Origin of the sequence: Bernardetia sp. Wsw4-3y2 (assembly GCF_037126295.1) — a bacterium.
GTDB lineage: Bacteria > Bacteroidota > Bacteroidia > Cytophagales > Bernardetiaceae > Bernardetia.
In genome coordinates, this window is sequence record NZ_CP147017.1 from 4,617,698 (window position 1) to 4,641,374 (window position 23,677).

A 23,677-nucleotide genomic window follows, 5' to 3' on the forward strand; every position below is an offset into this window, starting at 1 on the left:
TTAAAAAAAGTGAACATGAAGAAAAATCTTATAATTACTGTTTTGGTTTTACTATTAATACCAGCTTATCTTGCGGGAATTTTTTTTCCAGTTCATAAATCATTTATACCACACCTAATAAATAAAGATTTAAGTGTGAATGATTTAATAACTAGATTGGTACAATCAGGAGCTGCCGTAGCCACTTTTACGTCAGCTTTTGTAGCTTTATTCAGAGACGAGCTAAGACGTATATTTCTAGAAAAACATGATATATCCATATCTTTTATAGATGAAACTAATAAGATAACAGAAATAACAGATACTGAAGGAGAAACAGATAATACAGTTGTTAAAGAATATATTTGCAGATTAGAATTTAAAAATACTGGAAATGTTGCCGAAAAAAATGCAGAAATTTCTATGCAAAACATTACAACTAAACGTGTATCTGATAATACTGTAAAGTATGATATTCCATTAGTTTGGGAAAATAACCAAACATCAACTAGAATTCCAATAAAAGGTTGTAGGCATTTTACACTATTTTCCATTGCTTCTTCTCAAGAATTGGAAGAAAATGATGAGTTTGATAGTGCCCCTAGAAGTAATACTACTATTCCTCCTAAACTTAAATTAACAAATGATATTGAATATACTAGTGAAATTAAATTGGAAATAACATATCTCATTTCCTATGACAATAATAGACACGATGAATTTACTATATCATTAGATTGGGATGGGAAATGGCAGAATAGAGTTCTAGAAATGAAAGATCACGTTAAAGTTAGTTTTAAAAAAAAATAGAAAATTATGTCTAATTATAAAATGTATATATTTACTTACAAAGGAAACAATAAAAGTAAAGAGCTTTTATTAAATGAAATTAAACAGTATGTAGCTTCTTGGTATCGTTTCGATAACTCTAGCTATATTCTAGGAACTAATAAGGAAATAGAAGGATTGAGGAATATTATAAGGGCTTATATGGATGATAGGGATACTTTTATGCTTTTAGAAATTACGATAGAACGATACTCTTTTAAACTTCCTACAAGAGTGATGGAATGGTTCAGAAATCAGATACAAAGGCATAGAAATAAGTAGTTATATGGTTATCCCCTAGCCCTAGCTCGGCTTTTTTATGGCTATCGCTCGTTTTTAACGAGTGATTTATATGTATTCGGCTTGTAGCCGTGGTTTTTGTATTTGTTGTTACTGGACAAATAAGTTTTAAAAATAGGAAAAGATTCAAGCAAAATTTTATATTTCTTGGATTGTTTTGGAGGTCATTTTTTAGATTTGTAATTTTGTTTGGGTACGTTTGTGAAGTATCAGACTAGAAATATGTACTACTCACTCACTACAAATGAGCAATAACCAAAAACTAACAAAATGAAAAACAAAACAGGTGTTCCAATACAAACTTTAAATCAACCTGATTATTGGATTGATGAAATAAATGGTATGCTATACGATGCCATTTTAGTTTATATGAAGGAAAAGAACTTCAATAAAACTCAATTAGCAGTAGATTTAGAAATTAGCAAAAAACAGGCTTCTCAACTATTAAATGGAGAAGGCAATGATTTTAGTTTGGAAAAAATACTAGAAATTTCTTTGAAAATAGGTAAGTTTCCTGTCTTTCAGTTGGAAGATAAGGAAGAATACTTGAGTAGAAAGAAATCTTAAAAATCTAACGCATGACAAAAGTTGTTGTTTATGAAAGCGTTCATCAAAATGGAATTGATGAGATGATGAATGAAATTGCAGTGGAATTTGAGGAACAAATATTTCCAAAAATAACAGTTGAAACTCCTAGAGTTCCTGATAAATATTGGGTTGTACTACATAATGGAAAAGTGGTTGGAGCAGTCGGAGTCGTTGTTGTACAAAATGAGTTTGGAGTATTAAAAAAAATGATGTTAAAAAAAGAGTTTCGTGGAAAAGAATTTGGACTCTCAAAACTATTGCTTGAAACTGTTATTGAATGGACTAAGGAAAATCAAATTTCTAAAATCTATCTTGGAACAATGAACCAATTTAAAGCAGCTCAAACTTTCTATAAAAAAAATGGATTTAGAGAAATTTTGGAAAATGAATTACCTCTTAATTTCTTAAAAAATCCTTTAGATAAAGTGTTTTTTGTAAAAGATTTGAATAAATTATTGATAGAGTAACTATAAAATAAGAGTATGTTCTTGTTGGTCTTTAGAATGAAACTTTGCTATTTGAAACACTAGATTTTCCATGAAATTATGCAAAAAAAGGCATTGAATAAAATTTCATTCAATGCCTTTCTAATTTTCTAAGTCAAATGTGTTTTTATTTCACTTATAATTTATTACTTACAACTTATCACTAAATCGTTGTATTTACATCAAAATTCTCTAAATAATCGGCTACTCGTCTTACAAATTTACCACCTAGTCCACCATCTACAACTCTGTGGTCGTAAGAGTGAGAAAGATACATCATGTGACGAATTCCAATCATATCACCATGTTCTGTTTCCACAACAGCAGGTTTTTTGACAATCGCACCGACAGACATAATTGCTACTTGTGGCTGCATAATGATTGGTGTTCCTAACATATTTCCGAAAGAACCAATATTTGAAAGCGTATATGTTCCACCAGACAAATCATCTGGAGAAAGTTTGTTATTTCTTGCTTTATCGACAAGCTCTGATACCTTTTTAGTAATTCCTAAAAGGTTGAGTTCGTTTGTATTTTTGATGACAGGAACAATCAAATTATCATTTGAAAGAGCAACAGCAATTCCTACATGAATTCCTTTTTTCATCAAAATTTTGTCGCCATCTACTGAACAGTTGATTTTTGGGAAATCTTGAATTGCCTTTGCAACAGCTTCTACAAAAATAGGCGTAAAAGTAAGTGCAACACCATCACGGTCTTTTACTACTCTTTTCCATTTGTTTCTCCAATTTACTAAGTTAGTAACATCAGCTTCGATAAATGAAGTTACGTGAGGAGAAATACGTTTTGAATCGACCATTCTTTGGGCAATCATTTTACGCATTCTGTCCATTTCTACCACCTCAATATCATTGCTGTATGATTTTACAGGTTGTAATTGCTCTATTTTCTGATTTGATTGAGCAGTTGATTGTTGTCTTTGTTCTTTTACTTCTATTTTAGGAGCAGCAACAGCAGTTTGAGAGCCATTTCCATTATTATTTTTTCTGTTTTCAAGGAAACTGAACATGTCATTTTTGGTAACACGTCCTTCCAAACCTGTTCCTTCGATAGTTTCCAGTTCAGAAACAGAAACTTTTTCTTCTTTTGCAATAGACATCACTAAAGGAGAATAAAAACGAGTAGCTGTAGCAAAATCATTTTGCTGATGAACGTTTCCATTTACATGACTGCTACCATTTGAAGATGCAGTTTCCAAAACTGGTTCTTTTTCTTCTACTTTTGTTTCTTGAACAGGTGCTTGAGAACTTGGAGTGCTTCCACCTTCTGCATCTACTTCTGTTTCTATAATGGCAATTGTTGCACCTACTTGTACTACATCACCTTCTTCTGCCAATATTTCGACAAGAGTACCTGCGTGTGTTGCAGGAACTTCTGTATCTACTTTATCAGTAGCTACTTCCAAAACAGATTCATCTTGTTCGATTGTATCTCCTACACTTTTGAGCCAAGTTAGGATTGTGCCTTCCATTACGCTTTCGCCCATTTTGGGCATTACCATTTCTATTTTAGCCATAGTGATATATTTTTTATGAGTTATTTTTTGTTAGGTCTGATAAGTCATTGGTGGAGACACCAATAACGGAAGTGTTTTTAGTTTTATAGGGTAGTATTTGTTTGAACAGAAAGCTAAAGCATTCAGTACAACTTTACTCACTCTGAAGAGTAAGCTACATTTTACAAATTTACCAAAAAAATAACATTTAAAAGACAGAAATCAAAATTAGAGAGAATATTAGGGATTTATTCTTTTTTGAATAACTAAATAACTGTGAATGAAGTGTTTTGTAGTGGATTGTTTTTTAGAGAAAAGAAATTATCTTTTTTTAAAAGCCTCTTGAGTTAATTAATTCTCTCGCAGTCTTTATTTCTTCAAAATTATTTCTTTGACATATTCCTAATAGTAAAGACCCTCTAGGAGCATCTGAAAATTTATTCTTTATAATATGTAATTTTTTAAGTATTTGGGGAATCTCATCTTCAAACTCAAATACACATAAATGTTTGTGTCCGTGGTCAAGCGAACCTAAAGGAAACCATGCTTCCCAAATTGCTTGTGTTAAAGTAAACTTAGTAACTATGAAATTAGAAGGATTTTTTAACTCAAAAATGCAATCAAATTGTTTAGGGATTTTAATATCAGCATAGGCGTATAAAATAAATAAAGCAACTTCGTTATCTTTTCGTTTCCAATTTATATATCTTTCATACTCTTCTCCTTTATCATCTCTATTTTCACATCTTTCTACACATTCATTTTTCCAAATAGAAATAGATTCATCAGAAAATAATTCAGCTGTAAATAAATATTTTTCTTGTGGTTTACATTCTTCTTCTGTTGTCATCTTTATATTTTTAAATTTGAAATAATAATACACAAAATAACAAAAAAATGGATAACCCATTCAACATGAATTATCCATTTCCAATTTTACATCTAGCAAAGAATGCTTATTTGACTCTAAACCAGTTTTGAGAACGTCCTACGAAAGAGAAACCTACATATCCTCTTACTTCTAGCTTGTCAGCCGAAACAAGTTTGATTTCACAGCTATATTCTTTTCCTTTAGATGGGTCATAGATTTTGCCGTCTTCCCATTCGTTGTCACCATCTTTTTCTAGTCCGTACATAATATCCATTCCTACAAGTTTTTGTCCTTTGCGTTTGCCTGTACATTCAGTACATACTTTATCCTGACTTACACCATTTAAAAGTTCAACGATTTTTCCATGTACTTTTCCATTTACTTCATAGATTTGGATGATAGACTTTTCTTTTTTAGTTTCATCGTCAATCGTTTTCCATTTTCCTAATACTTTAGCGTTTGGACTATCTTGTGGTACAAAAGCAGATAAAAGACCAATGCAGAAGATAAGAGCGAAAATTTTTGTAATACGAATCATATTTTTGTGTTTGATAATTATAATAGAAAGAGAAATTAAGTTATTTTAAAGAGTATAATTTTGATAAAAAACTTCATTAAGAAATAATTTATCTAAAATTAATCTAACTCTAATGAGTTTGCAAAATTCGAACCGAAAAATAAAATATAAAGTATAGGTAGTGTTACATTTTGAATGATTTTAAATATTTTCTCTCAGTATCGTTATTATAGTTGATGATAAAATAGTAGGTAAAGAAGAAATGCTTATAATAAGATTTTTAAAAAAATAATGTTTTTCATACAAATCTGCCTACTCTTTGTCTCAATGCATTATCTTATCTTTAGACATGGTTAGTTTGTCCAGAACAATGTTTGGAAAGAATTAAAAAACTAAACCATATATTCCCATGCGCTTTTGTAAGCCTCAATAGATTCTGCATAATCTAAAAAGTCTTTATAAAATTCATCAGAACCCAACGTAGCTGAATCTCCAAAAACTACTAATCTTTTTTTAGCTCGTGTAATAGCCACATTGAATCTACGCAAATCTTTCAAAAAACCAATTTCGCCTTTTTCATTCGAACGAACTAAAGAAATATACATTACTTCTCTTTCTTGTCCTTGAAAACCATCGACAGTATGAATTGTAATTTGATTGGAGTAGTTAGCAAGCAAATCATTATTTCGAATCAAATCACGTAATAAATAAACTTGTGATTTATAAGTGGAGAGAACACCAACTGAAAAAATATCAATAAATTCTTTCGGATTTTTGATTTCTTTACTTTCTATTTTTTGTAGAATTTCCTCAAAAAGTCGTTCTAAATGAGAAACTACTAACTTTGCTTCCTCTGGATTATAACGACTCAATGTTTCTTCATCCTGAACTTCTGAAAAACCACAGCCTGCTGTATCGACAAATTCTACTGGTGCTAGATTTTCATAAAGAATATGATTTTTATTTGTCTCATAAGCCTTTAAATTTCCTTTATAAAATTTTTGATTAGAAAATTCCATAATCTGTTCATTCATACGATATTGTACACTTAACATTTGCGCTGATTGAGGATGTTTTTTTATTATTTTCTCAAATAATGTATTTTCTAAACCTGATTTTGCAGCTTCAAACGATTTTATTGTTGGTGGTAGCTGTTGATGATCACCTGCCATAACTACACGATTTGCTTTCAAAATCGGAATCCAAGTTGCACCTTCTAAAGCCTGTGCAGCTTCGTCTATAAAAAGTGTTGAAAAAGTACGATGTTTGAGAATGTATCCTGCCGAACCAGCAAGTGTACAAGTCAGAACCTGTGAGTTTTCTAAGATATGTTTTGAAATATATTCTTCTAGTTTTAAAGCATCTTGTTTCAATCGTTTTGCATCACGAAGCATATTCTGACGTTCGTTTCGCTCTTGTTTTCCAAAATTTCGTTTGAACTTTAGTGCTTTTTTTCGCATTTGCTCCGACTGTTTTAATAGCTTTTTATAATACTTGTAATCAGGATGGTTTTCTATTTTCCCATCTAAAGTTATGTGTTCTAATGTATCACTTACTCGTGCAGGGTGTCCTAAACGTGTTACTTTTACCTCTTTTGCATTTAATTTTTCAGTAAGCCAATCGACAGCCGTATTACTTGGAGCGCAAACCAAGACTTGTCTTTCTGTTTTTAATGTTTCAATAATTGAGGCAACTAAAGTAGTTGTTTTTCCTGTTCCTGGAGGCCCATGGATGATGGCTATATCTTCAGCTTGTAGAATTTTCTGAACAGCATTTTTTTGTGATTCGTTTAAATCTTGAAGTGCATATTCATTTTCTTTTAGTTTTGTATTAAAACGTGGAGCTTTTTCGCCTAAAAAAACTTCTCTAAACTCTGATAATCTATCATTTTTGGCATCTTTTACTTTATCTATCGTATAATTCATTTCACGATACGTAGAATCATCAAAAGCCAAGTAAACACCAATACTATTACTTTGATTTTCCAAAAAATCTGGAAGTTCATCATTACTAAGAGCAATACGCATTTTGTTATTCTCTACTTTACTAATAACGCCATTTACTTTCTCGCCTTCTAAGCCATTTTTTTGCTCAAAAACAGTAACTATACTTCCAACATTGAGCTGATGAGGTTGTCCTTTATCATTTGTTCTTTCAATATCAATATTCCATCTTCCTCCCAAACCGACAAACTCGTCATTTATTCCGACAGGAAACCAACACAATCCATCTTTTCGACGTTTGGCTAGTGGTGCTTGTACAATTTTGAGTTGGTACTGTGCTGCATCTTCTCGTTTTTCTATGCGTAAAAGTTCTTGAAGGTGTGTGAGTTGTTGTTCTGCGTTTTTCATAATTGATAAAATCTGTATTTTCACAAAAAATACAGATTTGAAGGTTTTATTTGATAGTAAAACATTTTTTTTATGGACTTGCGCCTTAACACTATTTTTCTGTAAAAAGTTTTATGACAAAAGAAATTTCAAGTTTATGTAGATAATAAAAAGTATGAAATCTGGGTAGTGTGATTTGTGAGTGCTTTACTATCTTTGTTTTTAATTTTAAAATTAGTGTGCAATTTACCAAGAAAAATCTAGTTTATGAGGCGTAGCTTATGATTTTCAAGTTTCTTATTAAATTATTTTCAAAAAAATAAAAACGACTAGAACTGACTATTATAGTAATGGATAAAACTGATAACTCGGTGAAGTGAAAGCACTCGCTAATTCTGTTTAACTACTTGGTGTTTAAAATGCTATTTTAGTTAAAAAAATAAAAGAAGGAATCTAAAAAAGTTAGAAAAAGTCATATAATGGAATACATAAAAATTTTACAGATTGTCTTTGGAATAATCGTTATTCTAAGTGCATTGAATGTTTGGTATCAAAAAGAAGTGATAAAATCAGCTTTTTCATTTTTGGCTACCATGCTTGGAGTGGCTGCCCTTTTTGTTTTGGAAGGTGCTGATTTTGTGGCTGCAACGCATTTGGCTATTTATGTTGGTGGTGTTGTGGTGTTGCTTTTATTTGGGATTATGTTTGTGCATAAAATTTCAGATGAAAAAATTATATCTGACAAACAGTACAAACTTTCTGGAACTGTGCTTTCAGTTTTGTTTACTTTATTGATTTCAAGCTGGATTTTGAGAGGAAATTTAATAGAATTTGCTTCAACTAGTAGTACAAAAAAAGAGTTTTTATCTAATACAGATATTTCTACACTTGATCAGATTGCACGTCTTTTTCTAACAGATTACATTCTATTTTTCGAATTAGGAGGCATTCTGCTCACTATTGCACTTCTTGGTGTAGCTGTTTTGGTAGGAGAAAAAAATAATGCGGCATAATATTTTTTATGTAAACTATTAGGATAAAAAATGACTTTCCTGATAATTGATAAATAGTAACTGATAACTGAAATTATGACTGATACATGGATAATTGCTCAACTTCTTGCTCAAAGCTGTTGTTTTTTCTTACTTTTGATGGTCTTAAAGACCGTTTTTAAGATTATCATAAAATGGAATATTTCTAGTAATGATGAAAATCAAATTGACCTTGAAAGGCGTACTTTTTTAGTAGGTGCAGTTTTGGAATTGGTGCTATTATTTCAGAGTTTTTCCTTGATTGCTTTTTTGGTTACAATCAATGAACATATTCCATCTCTTTTACGTGGAGCAATGTGTGCCACAGGTGCGCTTGAAGCAAATAAGTTTGGTTATCCTCTTTTATATTTTAAAATAGGAAGTTTGTTTGTCTATAGTAGTTTTTTATTTTTACACTTTTTGGATAAAAAAGAACCTACTTACCCTCTTAATCCTCAAAAATACTATCTTGTTTTTCCTGCTTTTTTATGTGTAAGTACCGAACTTATATTGATGTCTCTTTATTTTTGGAATATAAATCCTGATTTGATTGCGACTTGTTGTAGTGTAAGTTTTTTTAGTCAAGAAATAGATGCTACTAATTTTCTAAACTCTTCAGGTTTTCTCAATGAAGGAATTTTTGCTTGGATTTTTACTGGAAGTATTTTAGGAATTTACTTAATTAGAAATCTATTCAAAAATAATAAATCAGATAAATCAAAGAATACATCTTTCCTATCTAATTTTCTACTTTTCATAGATGGTATTTTGTATATCGTTTTGAGTGTTTATGTTTTGAAATTCTTTTTTGTAAAATATATTTACGGTTTGCCTTCTCATCTGTGTTTATTTGATATTTTCTTTCAGAAATATAACTATGTAGGTTATTTACTTTTCTTCAATCTATTTTTTGTGGGTCTTTTTCTAGTAAATAAATTAATTTTTGCGTTAGTAAAGGATAAATTAAATACCAATTATTTAGTTTTTTGGAGTAATTATAAAAAAATCGCTTTGCTATTTTGGGTTTTATCTTGGCTTGTTCCTTGTCTTTATTATTTTTCTTGGGAGGGAAGTTTGTAGGAAAACAATTATATACGATAATTTTGACTTAAAAATTTAATTTCAATTAATTTTTGGACATAATTTAGTCCGATAAAAACCCATTGTATAAGTTTTGAAAACTAATATAATGGGTTTTTCTTCATTTAATGAAAATAAGGATTATCAAACTAAGCATGTTTTTTTACATCATCAGCTGTGATTGCTTTTCCACTCATGATGATAAGTCTTTCTACTACATTTCTGAGTTCACGAATATTTCCTGTCCAGTCGTGTTTTTGAAGTTCTTTCAATGCTGCTGCATCAATTTTCTTTTTAGGCTCACCATATTCAGTAGCAATTTGATCTAAAAAATGTTCCACCAAAAGAGGAATATCATCTCTACGATCATTGAGAGCAGGAACTTTTATCAAAATAACACCCAAACGATGGTACAAGTCTTCTCTAAAATTTCCATTTTTTATTTCTTCTTTTAGATTTTTATTGGTTGCAGCCACTACACGAACATCAACTTTAATTTCTTTATCACCACCCACACGAGTAATTTTGTGTTCTTGCAAAGCACGTAAAACTTTTGCTTGTGCCGAAAGACTCATGTCGCCAATTTCATCAAGAAATAAAGTACCTTTATCTGCCAATTCAAACTTACCAATACGTTGTTTGATAGCTGATGTAAAAGAGCCTTTTTCGTGTCCGAAAAGCTCACTTTCTATAAGCTCAGAAGGAATAGCAGCACAGTTTACCTCTACTAAAAGATGCGCCGAACGCTCACTTTTTTCGTGTAACCACTTAGCAACTAACTCTTTACCTGAACCGTTAGGTCCTGTAATCATAACACGAGCATCTGTAGGCGCAACTTTTTCGATAGTTTCTTTTACATCATGGATAGCTTGTGATTCTCCAATAATATCAATCGTTTTAGGTACTTTTTTCTTTAATGTTTTGGTTTCTGTAACGAGCTGGGTTTTTTCCATTGCATTACGAATTGTAACCAAAAGACGATTCAAATCGGGTGGTTTTTCGATAAAATCAAATGCTCCTTTTTTAGTACATTCAACAGCAGTTTCGATGTTTCCGTGTGCCGAAATCATGATAAAAGCGTTTTCTCTACCTAGCTCGGTAGATTTTTGTAGTACTTCTATGCCGTCCATTTTTGGCATTTTGATATCACACAAAACCACATCATAATTATTAATAAGCAACATATCAAGACCTTGCTGTCCGTCTTTGGCTTCATCTATTTCGTACTTTTCGTACTCCAAAATATCTCGGAGTGTATGACGAATGGCAGCTTCATCGTCTATGATAAGAATTTTTTTTGGCATAAAATAAATGGTGCTTGTGTTGTTGGTCAGCAGACCAACAACGGCGAGAAAATGTTTTTTAAATCCTCAACGAGACTTTGCCATCGTTGAGGACGTTGTTATATAGCAATCTACAATAAGAAAAGAGTTTTTACAAGAAAAAGTTTGAAAATTATCTATCTGAAAAGTAATTTGGACTTTAATTAAATTTGTAGGACACCAACAACGGCAAAAAAAGCACTTTTTCGTAAAACAATCGCCATTGTCGGTGTCCTCACCGACGATTTAGTACTATCAATTTAAATAAGCACACTCTCTTGTATGTTGTTTTGAAACGTATTTTTTTTTATATTCGTATAAAAAATCACTACTTAAAACTACTTACAACGTTTATTATATTTCAGATAAATGAAAACAGAAATAAATGTAACAGAATTCTATTCCTTATCAGCAGATTACTCTAAAAACAGGATTTATTATATCCACTTAAAAGCAAAATGGAGAAATGATGCGATTTTCGAACAATTTCGCTCTGATTGGATAAAAGCAGTAGATAGTATGCAAAAAAAATTTACTGTCTTAGCAGATTTAAAACTTATGCAACCTATGCCTAATAAGTTTCAAAAAATAATGGAAGAATTACAACAGTATCAATTAGAGAATGGTTTCTTGTATTCAGCCTCAGTTATTTCAGCAGATGATATTGCTGTTTTGCAAGTTCAGAGAACTGTCAATCGTACTGAGCTTTCTGTCAAACACTTCAACACAGAACAACAAGCCGAAGATTTTTTAGATGAAATTGCAGAAAACTCAAATCAAGAGTAACTTTTTATTTTGTAGCTTAAAATTTCATTTAACAAAAACAAGGAATTATTTTTTTGATAAATCGTAATCAAAGTATGCTTAAAGAAGTGGTATAGTTACTTTATTTTGAGTTTCATTGTAGCTTTGCTCTTCTCGTAAATATTTATTGAACCAATTAATAATTCTTGCATTTGCTTGCTTCTTATTTTTAGATAGAGTATGATCCCCTTTTGTAAAAGATAGTAATTGATAGGGAAAATTTAAACTATCAAGTTTAGTGGTCAATTCTACTACTTCATCATAATTAACTCTCTTATCATCAATACCATGTAATAAAAGTAAGGGAGTTTTACTAAGCTCTTCTGCCCAAAAACATACAGATCTAGCTTTTAATTCTTCCTCCTTATTTTCATAATAATTGGGAATTAACTCAGCATGTACATTTTTTTCTAATGCTGGACGATCTTTTATTGATGTAAACTCATTAGCAGAACCTGCCATTACAACAGCTGTTTTGAATATCTCTGAGTTTTGCAGAGCTTTATAAGTCATCATACCCCCTCTACTATGACCATATAAACCTATTTTAGAAGTATTTGCCATAGGCTCTTCTGAAAGTGCTGGTACTAAATTTAATACATCATTTACATCTGCCCCCCCAAACTCTTCTTTTCCTTCACTACCACTATTTCCTCTATAATTAGAAGCTATAACTACATAGCCTTGTTCTGCTAATGCAGTCATATATATATTAACCATTCTAAAGTTAAGTCTTCCATAATCTTTATTTCCACCTCTATTAAAGATAATACATGGATAAACTCCTTCTTTCTTGGGTGTTACCATACTACCTGTTACAATCAAACCATCACTTTTGTAGGCTATGGAATAGTGTATCGTGTTTTTTAAAGGCTTAAATTTAGAAAAAAACACACCTGATGTTTCTAAAAACCAATACTTAAATCCGTCTAACTTTTGCTTTTTTAATATTTCCCCTTCTTTAAAATCGCCAAATTTTATCTTAGTTTCAGAAACTGTATCAGTTAAAATATCTTCATCTATATATGATAAACTCCATATCATAGTACCGATGACTAAACTTACAATTATGATTAAGAATAATACTATTTTAAGTATTGGTTTAATTAATTTCATATAAGCAAATGTGTAGTAAGTAAAATAGAAATAAAAAACACTTTTTGTTGTTGGCTATCAATCGTAAAATGAAATCAACAGTTCCACAACAAGTTTAGATTTACGGAAGTTTGTATAAAATGTTTGTGTTTTTTTGTTATTTTATGTTTTTGCTTAGTTTTTTTCATTCTCTGTATATACTCATTCATAATTGGTTTTCGACAAATAATAACTAAATTTTCACTCAAAAAATTCCTTATTTAAATCCTAAGAATCTTTAAGACCGTTAGGTGGAGTAACAAAAACTGATTAATCTTGAGTATAAAAGAGGAGAGTAATCATTAAACCTTATCACGGTTTGTATTAAGGTATTTCAGACTTCCAGCCTGAACATCAAAAACAGTACTTTATCAAATTCAACAGTCTGGAAGACTGTTATACAAAAATAACCGTGATAACCTTTATTTTATAAGAAAATAAATACATACTCAAAATACAACTTTCTGCCTGAGGAGCTTTCCCAAAGAGAAAACATTTTTCCATCAATATTCGAATCTTCTATTCGTTTTCCATTGAATCCCAGAAAGCCAACTAGTAATCCATCATCTCCTATATTAGAGATTTTAATAGATGACTCAGAAGTATTTCCATCTCCAGTATATAATATGGATTGTACAATTGCTTTCATACGCAAGTAATACTTATTCTCAGTATTGCCTTCTAACTTACCTAAACACATAGAAAGATAAATCAATGTTCCTAAATCAAATGGATTTTCTTGAATTAGTTTCATTCCAATATTTTTTGCCTTTTTAAGTCTATTTGAATTAGCCATTTTAAACATTTTCATTCTTCTTGGGTCAAAACAAAGAGATGGAAAAGGTGTTAAATCTATATTTTTCAATCCTTGGGAATAATAAAAATATTTTAAATCTTCTTTTGCGAAGTCTTACTGTAAGACAGATGTTTTTGTATATATATCCAGTAATATTGAGAAGAAGTATCGGTAACGAAAGTTCTTACTTTTTTGTAATAATTTCATTTCTTATCTTAAGTCAAGTAGACTGTTATTTGCTTCATTTATCTTTGTGTCATTACAAATTTAATACAAATCAATATTTTAGTTATTATGAAACAGTCAATTTATTTAAAAGCAATTCTAATTTTTGCAGGTGTTATTGGTATTTCAGTTGGTATCGGTCAAATGTTTTTTCCTATTGCATTTGAAGCATCTGCTGGTATAAACGTAGAAGGGGAAGTTAGTTTGTTAAGTGAAATAAGAGCTGCTGGTGGTACTTTATTAATTGCAGGGATTATAATGTTTTGGGGTGCATTCAGACATTCTCTAAGTAGTTCGGCACTTTTCCTTGCTATTTTATTTTATTTGTCTTACGGTTTATCACGAGTGTACGGTATTATCGTTGATGGCATTCCTAACCAATCATTAGTGATTGTAACTATCTCTGAAATCACTATAGGTCTTGTAGCTTATATTGTATATTATAGATTGAGAAAAAAGACTAGTAGTGATTTAAAAATGTAAAAAGAGGAAGTCTTATTATGGTTTTAAATTATTAGACTTCGGTATATTTGAATTATTTTTTACTGATAGTATTGATACTAATCCCTATTTTTCAAAATCCTTTTTCTAATTCTACTTAGCGATTCTGGAGTTACACCAATGTAACTTGATATATATATAAGTGGAATTCTATTTAAAATTTCAGGTCTTGATTTCATTAACATCAAATATCTTTTCTCGGCATTAAAACAGTTAAGAAGTGTGATGTAATTTTCAGCTTTTTTATAATCCTCAAACATAAGATTATGGGTTAAATGTTCAATGGATGGATTGGAATTATGCATTACAAGCTCTTGTTCTCTCGTACCACTGATTAGTGTGGAATTTTCAATAAATTGAATAGTGTATTCAGATGGCTTACCATTCAAATAACTTGAATATAAAACCACAGGTTCGCCATCAAGAAAAAATTCTGTAGTTTTTTCAACTCCATCTACAACTTTAAATTGACGAAGACAACCTTTTAGAACAAAATAACATTTCTTGCAAATATTCCCCTCTTGAATCAGAATATCTCCTTTTTTAAAGGTTTCAACGGATGTGTTTTTTATGATTAGGTCAATTTCATCTGAACTAAATCTATTAAACTTAAGTAAATATTTTTTTGCTATTTCGTTCATTGCTAGATTTTTATTCTACTCTACACTAATATTGCTACTAACGTGTGTGGCTTAGAGAAAGTAGGATTTATTAGATGATTCGTTAGTAAACCTATAATTGTTCAAAGGTCTGTGTCCATGTGTGGTTGTTCTTTTATCATCAATATACTATTTTGAGCTGCAATTCCAAACCAAATTAATGTTATAAATACCCAAATGCGTTGAGTAATACCCACATAATCTTGTGAAAAGAAGCCATAATCAAAAAACCAAAAAAATATGATATGTATAAGCGATGTTAATATTGAATAGGTCACGAAATATTTAGATTTCAAAACCTCTCTATATTCAATCACAAAAATTAGAGGAATGATTATCAGAACATTTGTTAGTCCATATATATCGTGTAATGGGCTAGTTAATATAAATACTCCTGCAAAAATCCAAGTCAAACCAAAGGCAAAAATGGTTAATAATGAAAAATAAGCTTTTACTAACTTGAAAACTTGCACAGCAAAAATACACATAGAAATACCAATAATTATATCTAAAATTCTGTGAGTGTATGCAATAAAAGGAGTTTCTAGAGCCAATTCACTTATTCTTTGTGAAGCAACATCATAGCCAGAAACAAATAGACCAAGTATTATATTTATTACAGCTAAGACAGGGATAATAAAAGCCTGTTTAATTAGAAATACATCTTTCTTCATTTTTAAAATTCAATAGTTTTTATTAAATGTCACACAACTTATATGGCTTAGGAACAATTTGTTCATAATTATAAATTTAGGTTCTCTCAAAGTTACAAAGAAATCCTAAAAAGCAGTAGATAAAATTTTATTTTCATTGTTGTTCTTAGTGGTGTGCTTGTATTAGTATGAAATACAAAGCGTGACACTTAAATAGATTTGTAGGTTCGTAGTGGACATTACGAACAGGTGGGTATTACTTATTCATCTGCCCCAATTTTTTAACTTTATTCAACCATTTAGCTCTAAACTCTTCTGTAGAAAGGCGTATAGGTCCAATGGCTGTAATTCGCACTTTTTTCACACCAATATAATGCAATGTTCCTTTTTTCATTGCATTGTGGCTAGGGCTTCTATAAACAAATTTGTAAAACCAAGTTGGTTGATCCATTGTGCAAATTATTCTGGCAGATTTACCTGTCAGGCACTTATCCGAAAGCAATGAGTTTTCTCTTTTATTAAAAGCAAATCCAGGAAGTAAAATCCGGTCTAAAAAGCCTTTCATCATTGCAGGGACAGAGCTCCACCAAACAGGATATACCCAAACTATATGGTCTGCCCATTTTAATTTATCCTGTGCAGCTAGTAAATCTGGTTCTAGTTCAGTCCGTTTTCTATATCCAAATTCTAGGTTTGGGTTGAAGTTCAATTCTCGGATATTAATTTCTTTTATTTCAGCATTTGATTTTTCAGCACCTATTTTATAGGCTTCTGAAAGTCCAAAACTGAAGCTTTCCTTGTCAGGATGTCCGTTTATAATTAGTATTTTCTTCATCTACTTAGAAATATTTTTTGATTTTTGATTCAAATTGTGTTCCTGATAAAGTTTCTATTTTGAAGAATTTATAGAGTATGAAAGTGGTAGGAACAGTCAAAAAGAAGCTACAAATTGCAAAAGTAGTAATGCTACAAAGCACAGCTAAGATTTGTGAGCCAAGTTCTCCCAAGTAATTTTGTGCGATAAAAAAAAGATAGATGACTTCTGAATAGTCATAAAAGCGAACGGTGGTTTCGTAGATAAGCCAAGCAGGATAAAACCATTTTCTAATAGGTTCCCACCATTTTCCCCAAATTGATTTTAGTTGTAAATTTTGTTCTTCCATTTGTAATTAATTTTAGTTATTCCATTTGTAATTATTTATTACAAAGGTCAAACTAATGGAAGTGGTATCATTTGATATAGATCAAATTCGGTTTTTAGGGTTTCTTATTCTACTCAAAGTTTCAAGTGTAATTCCCAAATAAGAAGCAATATGAGTGAGCGGAATTCTGTTTGTTATGTCAGGATAAATTGTTAAAAGGTGCTTGTACCGTTCCTCCGCTTTATTGAATTGAATGGTATACAATCTTTCGCACAAACCTAACATAGTTTCGGTTATCACTTTGCTTATAAAGCGTTCAAAATCGTGATATTTATTAGTAAGTATATCTACAGTGTCTTTTGTAAACTCAATAACTGTTGAATCTTCAATAAACTCAACATAATGAGGACTCGGCTCTTTGCTGAAAAAACTTACTATAGAAGCCATAATCTGATTTTCAAAAGTAAACCAGTCAGAAATGTCCTTTCCGTCTTTCAGGTAATAGGCTCTAGAACAGCCTTGTACAATTAGATATCCTTTTTTAGAAAATTGTCCTTCACGAACCACAATTTCTCCTTTTTTAAACGTGCTAATTTTTGAATTGGCAATAAATTCCTGCTGGCATTCATTGGATATTGGTGAATAAATTTCTCCAATTTCATTTAATATTTTTTCAATGTTCATTTTTTATTGACTACAATTTTTCGATTTAGTACAGAGGTTCGTTTTAATGTTTGCCAACGGTATGGCTTGGCGAAAGTGGGATTTCTTAGCTCCTTCCCTCGCTAAACCTCTAAAAGTTTATTTTATGTTCAAAAGTCTGTGTCAAAATATTAAGTCTATTTTTGCTAAACTGATGTTAGTGGTAGTTTTTTTTCTATCCGTTATAGATTATATACTCGGTAATCGTGTTATTCTCAATTGTTAAAATCAAATAACCCATATTAATTCCTTCTCTAGTATGTCCAAGAAAGTACTCAAGTTGTTTTTTAGTTTTTTTGTCTGGTTGACCAAGCAGTTTTATTACTTGTTCAATCGACATTCCTTTTAAGTCATATTCGTCAATCAAGTCTTCTGTCATATCCCAACGTAAAGACAAATCTACTTCTGATTCTTCCCAATTTCTCCATTCTTCGGAGTTAAATTTAGTTTGATTACAACTTGTCAACAAAATGGTCAAGGTCATCAAAATAAAAATTAGTTGGAAAAATTTTTTCATTGGTTAGTGTGGTTTTCTATGGGATAAAGTTATTATAAAGGAAAATTAAAGCGATTATACCTGCTAATATAATAAAAACTAAGTAACTAACGCCTCCTTTGCGCTTGACTATTTTATGTATTTGTTCTGTGTCATTATATTTTTGTTGAGCATTTGTTATTACTCTTTCTGCGTGTTTTATATACAAATAATTTCCCATGAACCCTGTAATTGTAGCTATTAAGATTGTCATAACAACATTAACAGTGTTAATAGTAGATTCGTCCATATCAGGGAAAAACAATACTTCTAAAAAACCTTCTCCTACTACGATAAGTAAAATCACAAATGCTTGTAGATACATTTTCCTATATATAAACCAAAAAAGTCCGAACAAAAATGCAAAAACATTAAAGGTAAATTTTTGACCTTTTTGATAGCTTATCAATTTGTCAATATAGTATTCTTTGCTTTTATGAAAAAATAATTCAAATAATGTGTTGTCGTCAGACTTGTTCATAGTTTTCTGTGAATGATTTCTACTAAAATGGCAGCAACTTGTTTATAAACGCAATAGCGTTCAATTATTTTAAAAAACTTTCGTATATCTTTCTAAATAAAGTAGTAAACAAATGTTATTGCTTTAAAGATAAGTGATTTTTAGAAACAAATAAAAAAACGCATTGAATTAAACTAATAAAACAATGCGTTCACAATTTACCATTCATAATTTCAGATTAAACTTTTTCCATCCACCCAAAACGGTCTTCACTTTCTGCTGAACGAATAGCTTTTAATTCTTTCAAAATATGATTACTTATTTTACGAGTTTCTATGGCAGGGAGTTCATAATCTGTTCCTTCTATTCCAATGGCTGCAATTTGAGAAATTACGGCTGCCGTTCCTACTCCAAAGGCTTCAGTTAGGTTACCATTTTTCATAGCTCCTTCTATCTCTGCAACAGTCACAGGTCGTTCTTCTACTTCATAGCCCAAATCTTTTGCTAAGAGAACCAAACTTTTGCGAGTAATTCCATTCAAAATAGTATCTCCTACGGGTGGCGTAAGTATTTTTCCTTTGCTTCCATCGTCAATGACAAACATAATATTCATTGTTCCAGACTCCTCAATGTATTTGTGTTCTTTTGCATCTGTCCAGATAAGTTGATGATACCCTTCTTGTTGTGCTAGTTTGGCAGGATATAAAGCTGCTGCATAATTTCCTCCCGTTTTGGCATTTCCTGTGCCTCCACTTGCAGCACGAACAAATTTAGTTTCTACTTTTACACGTACAGGTTGTGTATAGTATGCGCCCACAGGACATGTAAAAATGATAAATTTATACTCTTCGGCAGGACGAACTCCCAAAAAACCTTCAGATGCAAAGATAAATGGACGAATATAAAGTGAACTTCCTTCTGATTTAGGAACCCATTTTCTATCTACATCTATCAATTTTTTTAGTCCTTGCATAAAAATTTCCTTGTTCATTTTAGGAATACACATACGCTCACAAGAACGCATTAAACGCTCATAATTTTCTTCTGGACGGAAAAGAACAACTTCATCTTTTTTATTATAGAACGCTTTCATTCCTTCAAAAATAGTTTGAGAATAATGAAGAGTCGAAGCTGCTGGACTCAATGAAAGGTTACCATAAGGCACAATTTTAAAATCTGTCCAAGCTCCATCTTTATAATCAGCAATAAACATGTGGTCAGAAAAAACACGACCAAAAGGAATATTATCTTGGTCTAATTCTGTAATGCGTGAATGTGCTGTTGGCTGAACATCAATATAAATACTTGTGTCGGTAGAGAGCATATTTGTATAAATTTTTGTGATTTTTATTTAGTGAAATAGGGTAATACAAAATTGAATTTCTAAAACGATACACAATGAAACAGAATAAAATTTTGATATTTTTTTATTAACAAATTTTAATTTTATTTCTATGTGAAAAAGTTTTTGAAAACATGGTAATTTAGAATCTTGAACAAAACAGGTTTCATTTTTTTCTTTAAAACAAAGTAAAAACAGAACTCTGCTTTTATTCTTAGCAAGATACTAAAATTAGAGCAGTTTTAAAAGCAAATGTTTTTTGTATTGGTCTACTATTAAACTAAAAAAGTAAGAGTTTGATTATTCCAACAGACAAATATTATCAATCTATTTCAATATTTTTTAAGAAAAAAAGTAATTCTCTAAAAATTCAAACGAATGGTAGTCCAACCTGTTGTGGTTTCCCAAGCTGGCGTGCCAGATGAAATATCTTCTCCTCCTGCATTACTATTCATAGGCGAAAGATTTTTTTCATTAAGTAAATTCTTTATAGAAACTCCCCATTGAACTGTTTTTGTTATGTTCCATTGTGTAGAAAGATTTACAATCAATCCTCCATCTGCAACTGTTCCAATAGGTGAATACCACTTGCTATAATAAAGTGCATTCATTCCAATAGAAAATGAAGAAATAGGAGTTACAATAAAATTGGTACGAAATACACTTTCTGGATAGGCTTTAAAATGCAAATTTTCATTGCCATCATCTGCCAAATACATACTATTTCCTCCTTGTGCAATTTGTTTTTGTTCATCAGTTGCTCCCAAAACTTTAACTAATGAATGCGACAAAATTAAGTTAAAAATATCCTGCGAATAGGTCATTGAAGTTTCTAAACCTACTTGATTAAAACTTCCTGGGGTATTTTTGAAATACCAAAACCCATTCCAATCTCCTGCTTTGTCTGTGCCAATTTCATCTAAAATAACATCATTAGGATCACGATAAATTACTCCTACATCAATTACATTGGTAATGCTATTATAAAAAGCAACAGCATTAAATTTTAATTTTTTGGAAGGAAGGAACGTAAATGAACCCTCAATTCCATTTATTCTTTCAGGTAAAACAGTTGGAATATTTCTCTCTGTATCACTTGTTGGATTTCCATTAGCATCAAAAACTGGAATATCTGCACCATTTACACGACCATAATTATCAGCACGCAAAAATCCATCACCATTATATCCTCCTGTGTAATGCAAACCTACTGCACCTCTAAAACCTGTTTGATATGAAAGACGAGTAATAAATTTTTCAGTAGGAGAATAAATAGCACCTACACGAGGTGAAATATTATTTCCCCAAAAAGGATGGTTATCATAACGAAAAGCTCCAAAGACTTCTAGTTTATCAGAAACTGTATAATAATCTTCTGCAAAAAAACTAAAAACTTGTATGTCTTTTCTAAAACCCATTGTCAAAACTTGATTTGCTGTTGTTGGGTCGAAAGCTCCAATTTTATTTGCTATAAAATTATTGTTTTGATTATTAGTTTTTCCCATCTGAAAAACTCGTGCTTCTACTCCTATTGCTAATTTGTTATTTGGAACTAATTCATTGAGGTTTAAAAGTAGTTTTCCTCCCAAACGATCTTCACGAGTACCTCCCATTGCCGTTCCGATAACAGAAAAAAGAGCAAAATTATCTTGAGCATAACTCATTTCTGCTTTCAAAACTGCGTGTTGGCTCAAATTAAAATTATACGAACCTGTAATAGTTGTAAGTGTCTGATTAAAAACATTTCTATCTCTATAAAAATTATACAAATCACGTATTTGGTCAGTATAAGTAGCTTCAATTTTGAAGTTTTTATACTCAATATTTCCAGTCATCAAAACACTTTCTGATTTGCGAAGACGAAGACCAACATCTTTTACTGACCCACCTGCAAAACCTTGATTTCCTTGTTGTGCTGCCCAACCATCATCTCTAAGTTCTTGTCCTTGATAACGACTTGTAGAAATATAAAAATAACTTTTTAAATCTCCAGAGCGAAGTTGAGCATCAAAGCTGCCATTCAAATATCCATTCAAACCAACACCAGCCGTCATATTTGCTCTTGCAAGACCTTCTGTTTTTCCAAACTCACCTTGTTTGGTTACAATATTTATTACCCCTAAAAGTGCCCCCTGTCCGAGTGTAACCGACCCAGCACCACGAATGACTTCTACTCTTTCTATGTAATCATAGTTTGTATTATTAAGAATTGCATCAGCAGGACCCCAAAAAAATTCTGTATTTACATTATGTCCATTTATGAGAAGCATTACCTTTGAGTTATTATCAGGGGCAAGACCACGAAAACCCATAATCATGTCATCTTGATCTTCAACAAGAAAAAATCCAGGGACAAAAAGCATTAAAGCCTCAGCAAGTGTACGAGCAGAACTGAGTTGCAATTGCTCACGAGTAATTGTAGTTACAGCAGCAGGCTGTTTGTTTTCATCGGTGCTAACATTTGATGCAACACTGATAGCTGTTTGGTTCTCTTCGGTTTCGGTAAGCTCATCTAAAGAAAATTTGTAAAGTTCACTTTGAAGAGAATCTATTTGAGCAAAAGAAGAAAAGCAACTGAAACTCAATAAAGAGAATAAGAGTAAAGTATTTTTCATAAGAGTAGATTTTTAATTTGGTATAGTTAAGATAGTTAATTTTACTGGTATTTTAAAAAAAAGCCGTAAAATTGTATTAAAATTTATTTCCTTTTTATTTGATTTCAATTATGAAGATGTATTTTCAAGCGTTATTTTTTTGTTTGCTGTTTTTATTTGGCTCTCAGGCTTGTTTTGGGCAGAAAATAAAGTATGATAAAATAATTACTAAGCAGTTTAGTAGTTATCAAGATTCTATTGATGCAATTTTAAAAGAGAAAAACTTAAATCTGACTATCGGAATTGCAGTAGTAGATTTGAGCCATTCAGATTATTATATAGAAGGATTGTATAGTTTTTACTCAAATAACAAAACAGAAGATGATTTATATAGAAATAATTTAGAAAAATTCCCAACAATGAGTGTTTACAAATTTCATCTAGCTCTAGCTATTTTGAAAGAGGTTGATAAAGGAAAATTTGATTTGAATGATGAATTATTTATTACCAAATGGGATTTATTAGAAGAAACCTATTCGCCTTTACGAGAAGATTTGAAAAAACAATATGCAGAACAGTATGAAACAAAAATAGGTTTTTCGATAAAACTGAGTGAACTCCTTTCTTATATGGTTTCGAAAAGTGATAATAATGTTTGTGATATTCTGTTTCGTTTTTTAGGAGGAAAAGCCTATATAACTGAGCAAAGAATCAAAGAAAAAAAGCCAAAGCATGAACTTTCGGCATCTGAAAGCATAGAACTTAGACAAAAATACAATCAAAAGGGAGTAGAAAAAACGAATAAATTTGTCAAAAAATTAGGTCTAAAATATACAACCCTCGCAGCCAGTGAAGAAAAAATGCATGAAACTTTTGATAATCAATATCTTAATACAACAACTCCAACTGATGCTGTCCTTTTATTAAAACATTTCTATCAAGAAAATATTCTAGAAAAAGAAACCCACGATTTTTTGTGGAAGATAATGGTAGAAACTCAGACAGGAGCAAATAAAATAAAAGCAGGTTTGCCACAAGACAATCAAAAAATACTTTTAGGACACAAAACTGGAAGCTCATTTAGAAAAGAACCAATAGAAGGGCAAGAGTTTGGACTTAAAGCAGCCGAAAATGATATTGGAATTGTAGTAACACCAACAAAAAGTTATGCAATAGCCATTTTTATTAAAAATTCGAATGAAAGCAATGATGTAAATAATGCGCTTATTGCAGAACTATCAAAGATAATTTTTGAAGTAATAAATTAGAGCTATAATAAAACC

Annotated in this window: 25 protein-coding genes; 9 read left to right on the top strand and 16 right to left on the bottom strand. The window is 30.9% G+C overall.

The window, feature by feature from the left end; genetic code table 11:
- Positions 1-15: 15 nt before the first annotated feature.
- The 4 genes from V9L05_RS19340 to V9L05_RS19355 all read left to right on the top strand — a co-directional run bounded on the left by V9L05_RS19340 (position 16) and on the right by V9L05_RS19355 (position 2,162).
- Positions 16-789 (top strand): hypothetical protein, encoded by a 774-nt coding sequence (locus V9L05_RS19340; RefSeq protein ID WP_338813543.1) that lies wholly within the window; start codon positions 16-18, stop codon positions 787-789.
- Positions 790-795: 6 nt separating this feature from the next.
- Positions 796-1,089, top strand: coding sequence for a hypothetical protein (locus V9L05_RS19345; protein WP_338813544.1), 294 nt, complete (start codon positions 796-798; stop codon positions 1,087-1,089).
- Between the two features lie 288 nt (positions 1,090-1,377).
- Positions 1,378-1,674, top strand: coding sequence for a helix-turn-helix domain-containing protein (locus V9L05_RS19350; protein ID WP_338813545.1), 297 nt, complete (start codon positions 1,378-1,380; stop codon positions 1,672-1,674).
- 11 nt (positions 1,675-1,685) lie between these two features.
- Positions 1,686-2,162, top strand: a complete 477-nt coding sequence (locus V9L05_RS19355) for a GNAT family N-acetyltransferase (protein WP_338813546.1) — start codon at positions 1,686-1,688, stop codon at positions 2,160-2,162.
- Positions 2,163-2,343: 181 nt separating this feature from the next.
- Here the strand turns inward: V9L05_RS19355 and V9L05_RS19360 are convergent, their stop codons facing one another.
- The 4 genes from V9L05_RS19360 to V9L05_RS19375 all read right to left on the bottom strand — a co-directional run bounded on the left by V9L05_RS19360 (position 2,344) and on the right by V9L05_RS19375 (position 7,435).
- The gene (locus V9L05_RS19360) at positions 2,344-3,717 is read right to left on the bottom strand and encodes a dihydrolipoamide acetyltransferase family protein (protein WP_338813547.1); all 1,374 of its coding nucleotides are present in this window, start codon (positions 3,715-3,717) and stop codon (positions 2,344-2,346) included.
- Between the two features lie 310 nt (positions 3,718-4,027).
- The gene (locus tag V9L05_RS19365; RefSeq protein WP_338813548.1) at positions 4,028-4,546 is read right to left on the bottom strand and encodes a hypothetical protein; all 519 of its coding nucleotides are present in this window, start codon (positions 4,544-4,546) and stop codon (positions 4,028-4,030) included.
- A 106-nt stretch (positions 4,547-4,652) separates the two neighbouring features.
- Positions 4,653-5,105, bottom strand: a complete 453-nt coding sequence (locus V9L05_RS19370; RefSeq protein WP_338813549.1) for a DUF2147 domain-containing protein — start codon at positions 5,103-5,105, stop codon at positions 4,653-4,655.
- A 371-nt stretch (positions 5,106-5,476) separates the two neighbouring features.
- Positions 5,477-7,435: an AAA domain-containing protein gene (locus V9L05_RS19375; protein ID WP_338813550.1), complete on the bottom strand. Its 1,959-nt coding sequence runs from the start codon at positions 7,433-7,435 to the stop codon at positions 5,477-5,479.
- 458 nt (positions 7,436-7,893) lie between these two features.
- Here V9L05_RS19375 and V9L05_RS19380 point away from each other — a divergent pair, with 458 nt between their 5' ends.
- Positions 7,894-8,427 (top strand): NADH-quinone oxidoreductase subunit J, encoded by a 534-nt coding sequence (locus tag V9L05_RS19380; RefSeq protein ID WP_338813551.1) that lies wholly within the window; start codon positions 7,894-7,896, stop codon positions 8,425-8,427.
- A 75-nt stretch (positions 8,428-8,502) separates the two neighbouring features.
- The gene (locus tag V9L05_RS19385; RefSeq protein ID WP_338813552.1) at positions 8,503-9,525 is read left to right on the top strand and encodes a hypothetical protein; all 1,023 of its coding nucleotides are present in this window, start codon (positions 8,503-8,505) and stop codon (positions 9,523-9,525) included.
- A 149-nt stretch (positions 9,526-9,674) separates the two neighbouring features.
- Here the strand turns inward: V9L05_RS19385 and V9L05_RS19390 are convergent, their stop codons facing one another.
- Positions 9,675-10,829 (bottom strand): sigma-54 dependent transcriptional regulator, encoded by a 1,155-nt coding sequence (locus V9L05_RS19390; RefSeq protein WP_338791782.1) that lies wholly within the window; start codon positions 10,827-10,829, stop codon positions 9,675-9,677.
- 387 nt (positions 10,830-11,216) lie between these two features.
- On the opposite strand from V9L05_RS19390, the gene V9L05_RS19395 reads away from it, so the two are divergent.
- Entirely contained in the window at positions 11,217-11,633 is a 417-nt protein-coding gene (locus V9L05_RS19395; protein WP_338813553.1) for a hypothetical protein, read from the top strand.
- Between the two features lie 78 nt (positions 11,634-11,711).
- Here V9L05_RS19395 and V9L05_RS19400 read toward each other — a convergent pair whose 3' ends face one another.
- Both V9L05_RS19400 and V9L05_RS19405 read right to left on the bottom strand, forming a co-directional pair.
- Entirely contained in the window at positions 11,712-12,767 is a 1,056-nt protein-coding gene (locus V9L05_RS19400) for a prolyl oligopeptidase family serine peptidase (RefSeq protein WP_338791780.1), read from the bottom strand.
- Positions 12,768-13,212: 445 nt separating this feature from the next.
- Positions 13,213-13,650, bottom strand: a complete 438-nt coding sequence (locus tag V9L05_RS19405) for a DUF4919 domain-containing protein (protein ID WP_338813554.1) — start codon at positions 13,648-13,650, stop codon at positions 13,213-13,215.
- A 225-nt stretch (positions 13,651-13,875) separates the two neighbouring features.
- Here V9L05_RS19405 and V9L05_RS19410 point away from each other — a divergent pair, with 225 nt between their 5' ends.
- Entirely contained in the window at positions 13,876-14,289 is a 414-nt protein-coding gene (locus V9L05_RS19410; RefSeq protein ID WP_338813555.1) for a DUF4345 domain-containing protein, read from the top strand.
- 77 nt (positions 14,290-14,366) lie between these two features.
- Here V9L05_RS19410 and V9L05_RS19415 read toward each other — a convergent pair whose 3' ends face one another.
- The 9 genes from V9L05_RS19415 to V9L05_RS19455 form a co-directional block, all read right to left on the bottom strand.
- A complete protein-coding gene (locus V9L05_RS19415) occupies positions 14,367-14,948 on the bottom strand; it encodes a Crp/Fnr family transcriptional regulator (RefSeq protein ID WP_338813557.1) in 582 nt (193 codons plus the stop codon).
- Between the two features lie 101 nt (positions 14,949-15,049).
- Positions 15,050-15,640 (bottom strand): DUF998 domain-containing protein, encoded by a 591-nt coding sequence (locus V9L05_RS19420; protein WP_338813558.1) that lies wholly within the window; start codon positions 15,638-15,640, stop codon positions 15,050-15,052.
- Positions 15,641-15,875: 235 nt separating this feature from the next.
- Positions 15,876-16,454, bottom strand: coding sequence for an NAD(P)H-dependent oxidoreductase (locus V9L05_RS19425; protein ID WP_338813560.1), 579 nt, complete (start codon positions 16,452-16,454; stop codon positions 15,876-15,878).
- A 4-nt stretch (positions 16,455-16,458) separates the two neighbouring features.
- Entirely contained in the window at positions 16,459-16,782 is a 324-nt protein-coding gene (locus tag V9L05_RS19430) for a hypothetical protein (RefSeq protein ID WP_338791774.1), read from the bottom strand.
- 81 nt (positions 16,783-16,863) lie between these two features.
- Positions 16,864-17,445, bottom strand: coding sequence for a Crp/Fnr family transcriptional regulator (locus V9L05_RS19435; protein WP_338813561.1), 582 nt, complete (start codon positions 17,443-17,445; stop codon positions 16,864-16,866).
- Positions 17,446-17,638: 193 nt separating this feature from the next.
- On the bottom strand, positions 17,639-17,980 hold the full coding sequence (locus V9L05_RS19440; protein WP_338813562.1) for a hypothetical protein: 342 nt from the start codon (positions 17,978-17,980) through the stop codon (positions 17,639-17,641).
- Between the two features lie 16 nt (positions 17,981-17,996).
- Positions 17,997-18,479, bottom strand: coding sequence for a DUF2628 domain-containing protein (locus V9L05_RS19445; protein WP_338813563.1), 483 nt, complete (start codon positions 18,477-18,479; stop codon positions 17,997-17,999).
- A 217-nt stretch (positions 18,480-18,696) separates the two neighbouring features.
- On the bottom strand, positions 18,697-19,782 hold the full coding sequence (locus tag V9L05_RS19450; RefSeq protein WP_338813565.1) for a branched-chain amino acid aminotransferase: 1,086 nt from the start codon (positions 19,780-19,782) through the stop codon (positions 18,697-18,699).
- A gap of 380 nt (positions 19,783-20,162) precedes the next feature.
- The gene (locus V9L05_RS19455; protein WP_338813566.1) at positions 20,163-22,415 is read right to left on the bottom strand and encodes a TonB-dependent receptor; all 2,253 of its coding nucleotides are present in this window, start codon (positions 22,413-22,415) and stop codon (positions 20,163-20,165) included.
- A 116-nt stretch (positions 22,416-22,531) separates the two neighbouring features.
- Between V9L05_RS19455 and V9L05_RS19460 the strand changes: the two genes are divergently transcribed.
- Positions 22,532-23,662, top strand: a complete 1,131-nt coding sequence (locus V9L05_RS19460) for a serine hydrolase (RefSeq protein WP_338813567.1) — start codon at positions 22,532-22,534, stop codon at positions 23,660-23,662.
- Positions 23,663-23,677 lie beyond the last annotated feature (15 nt).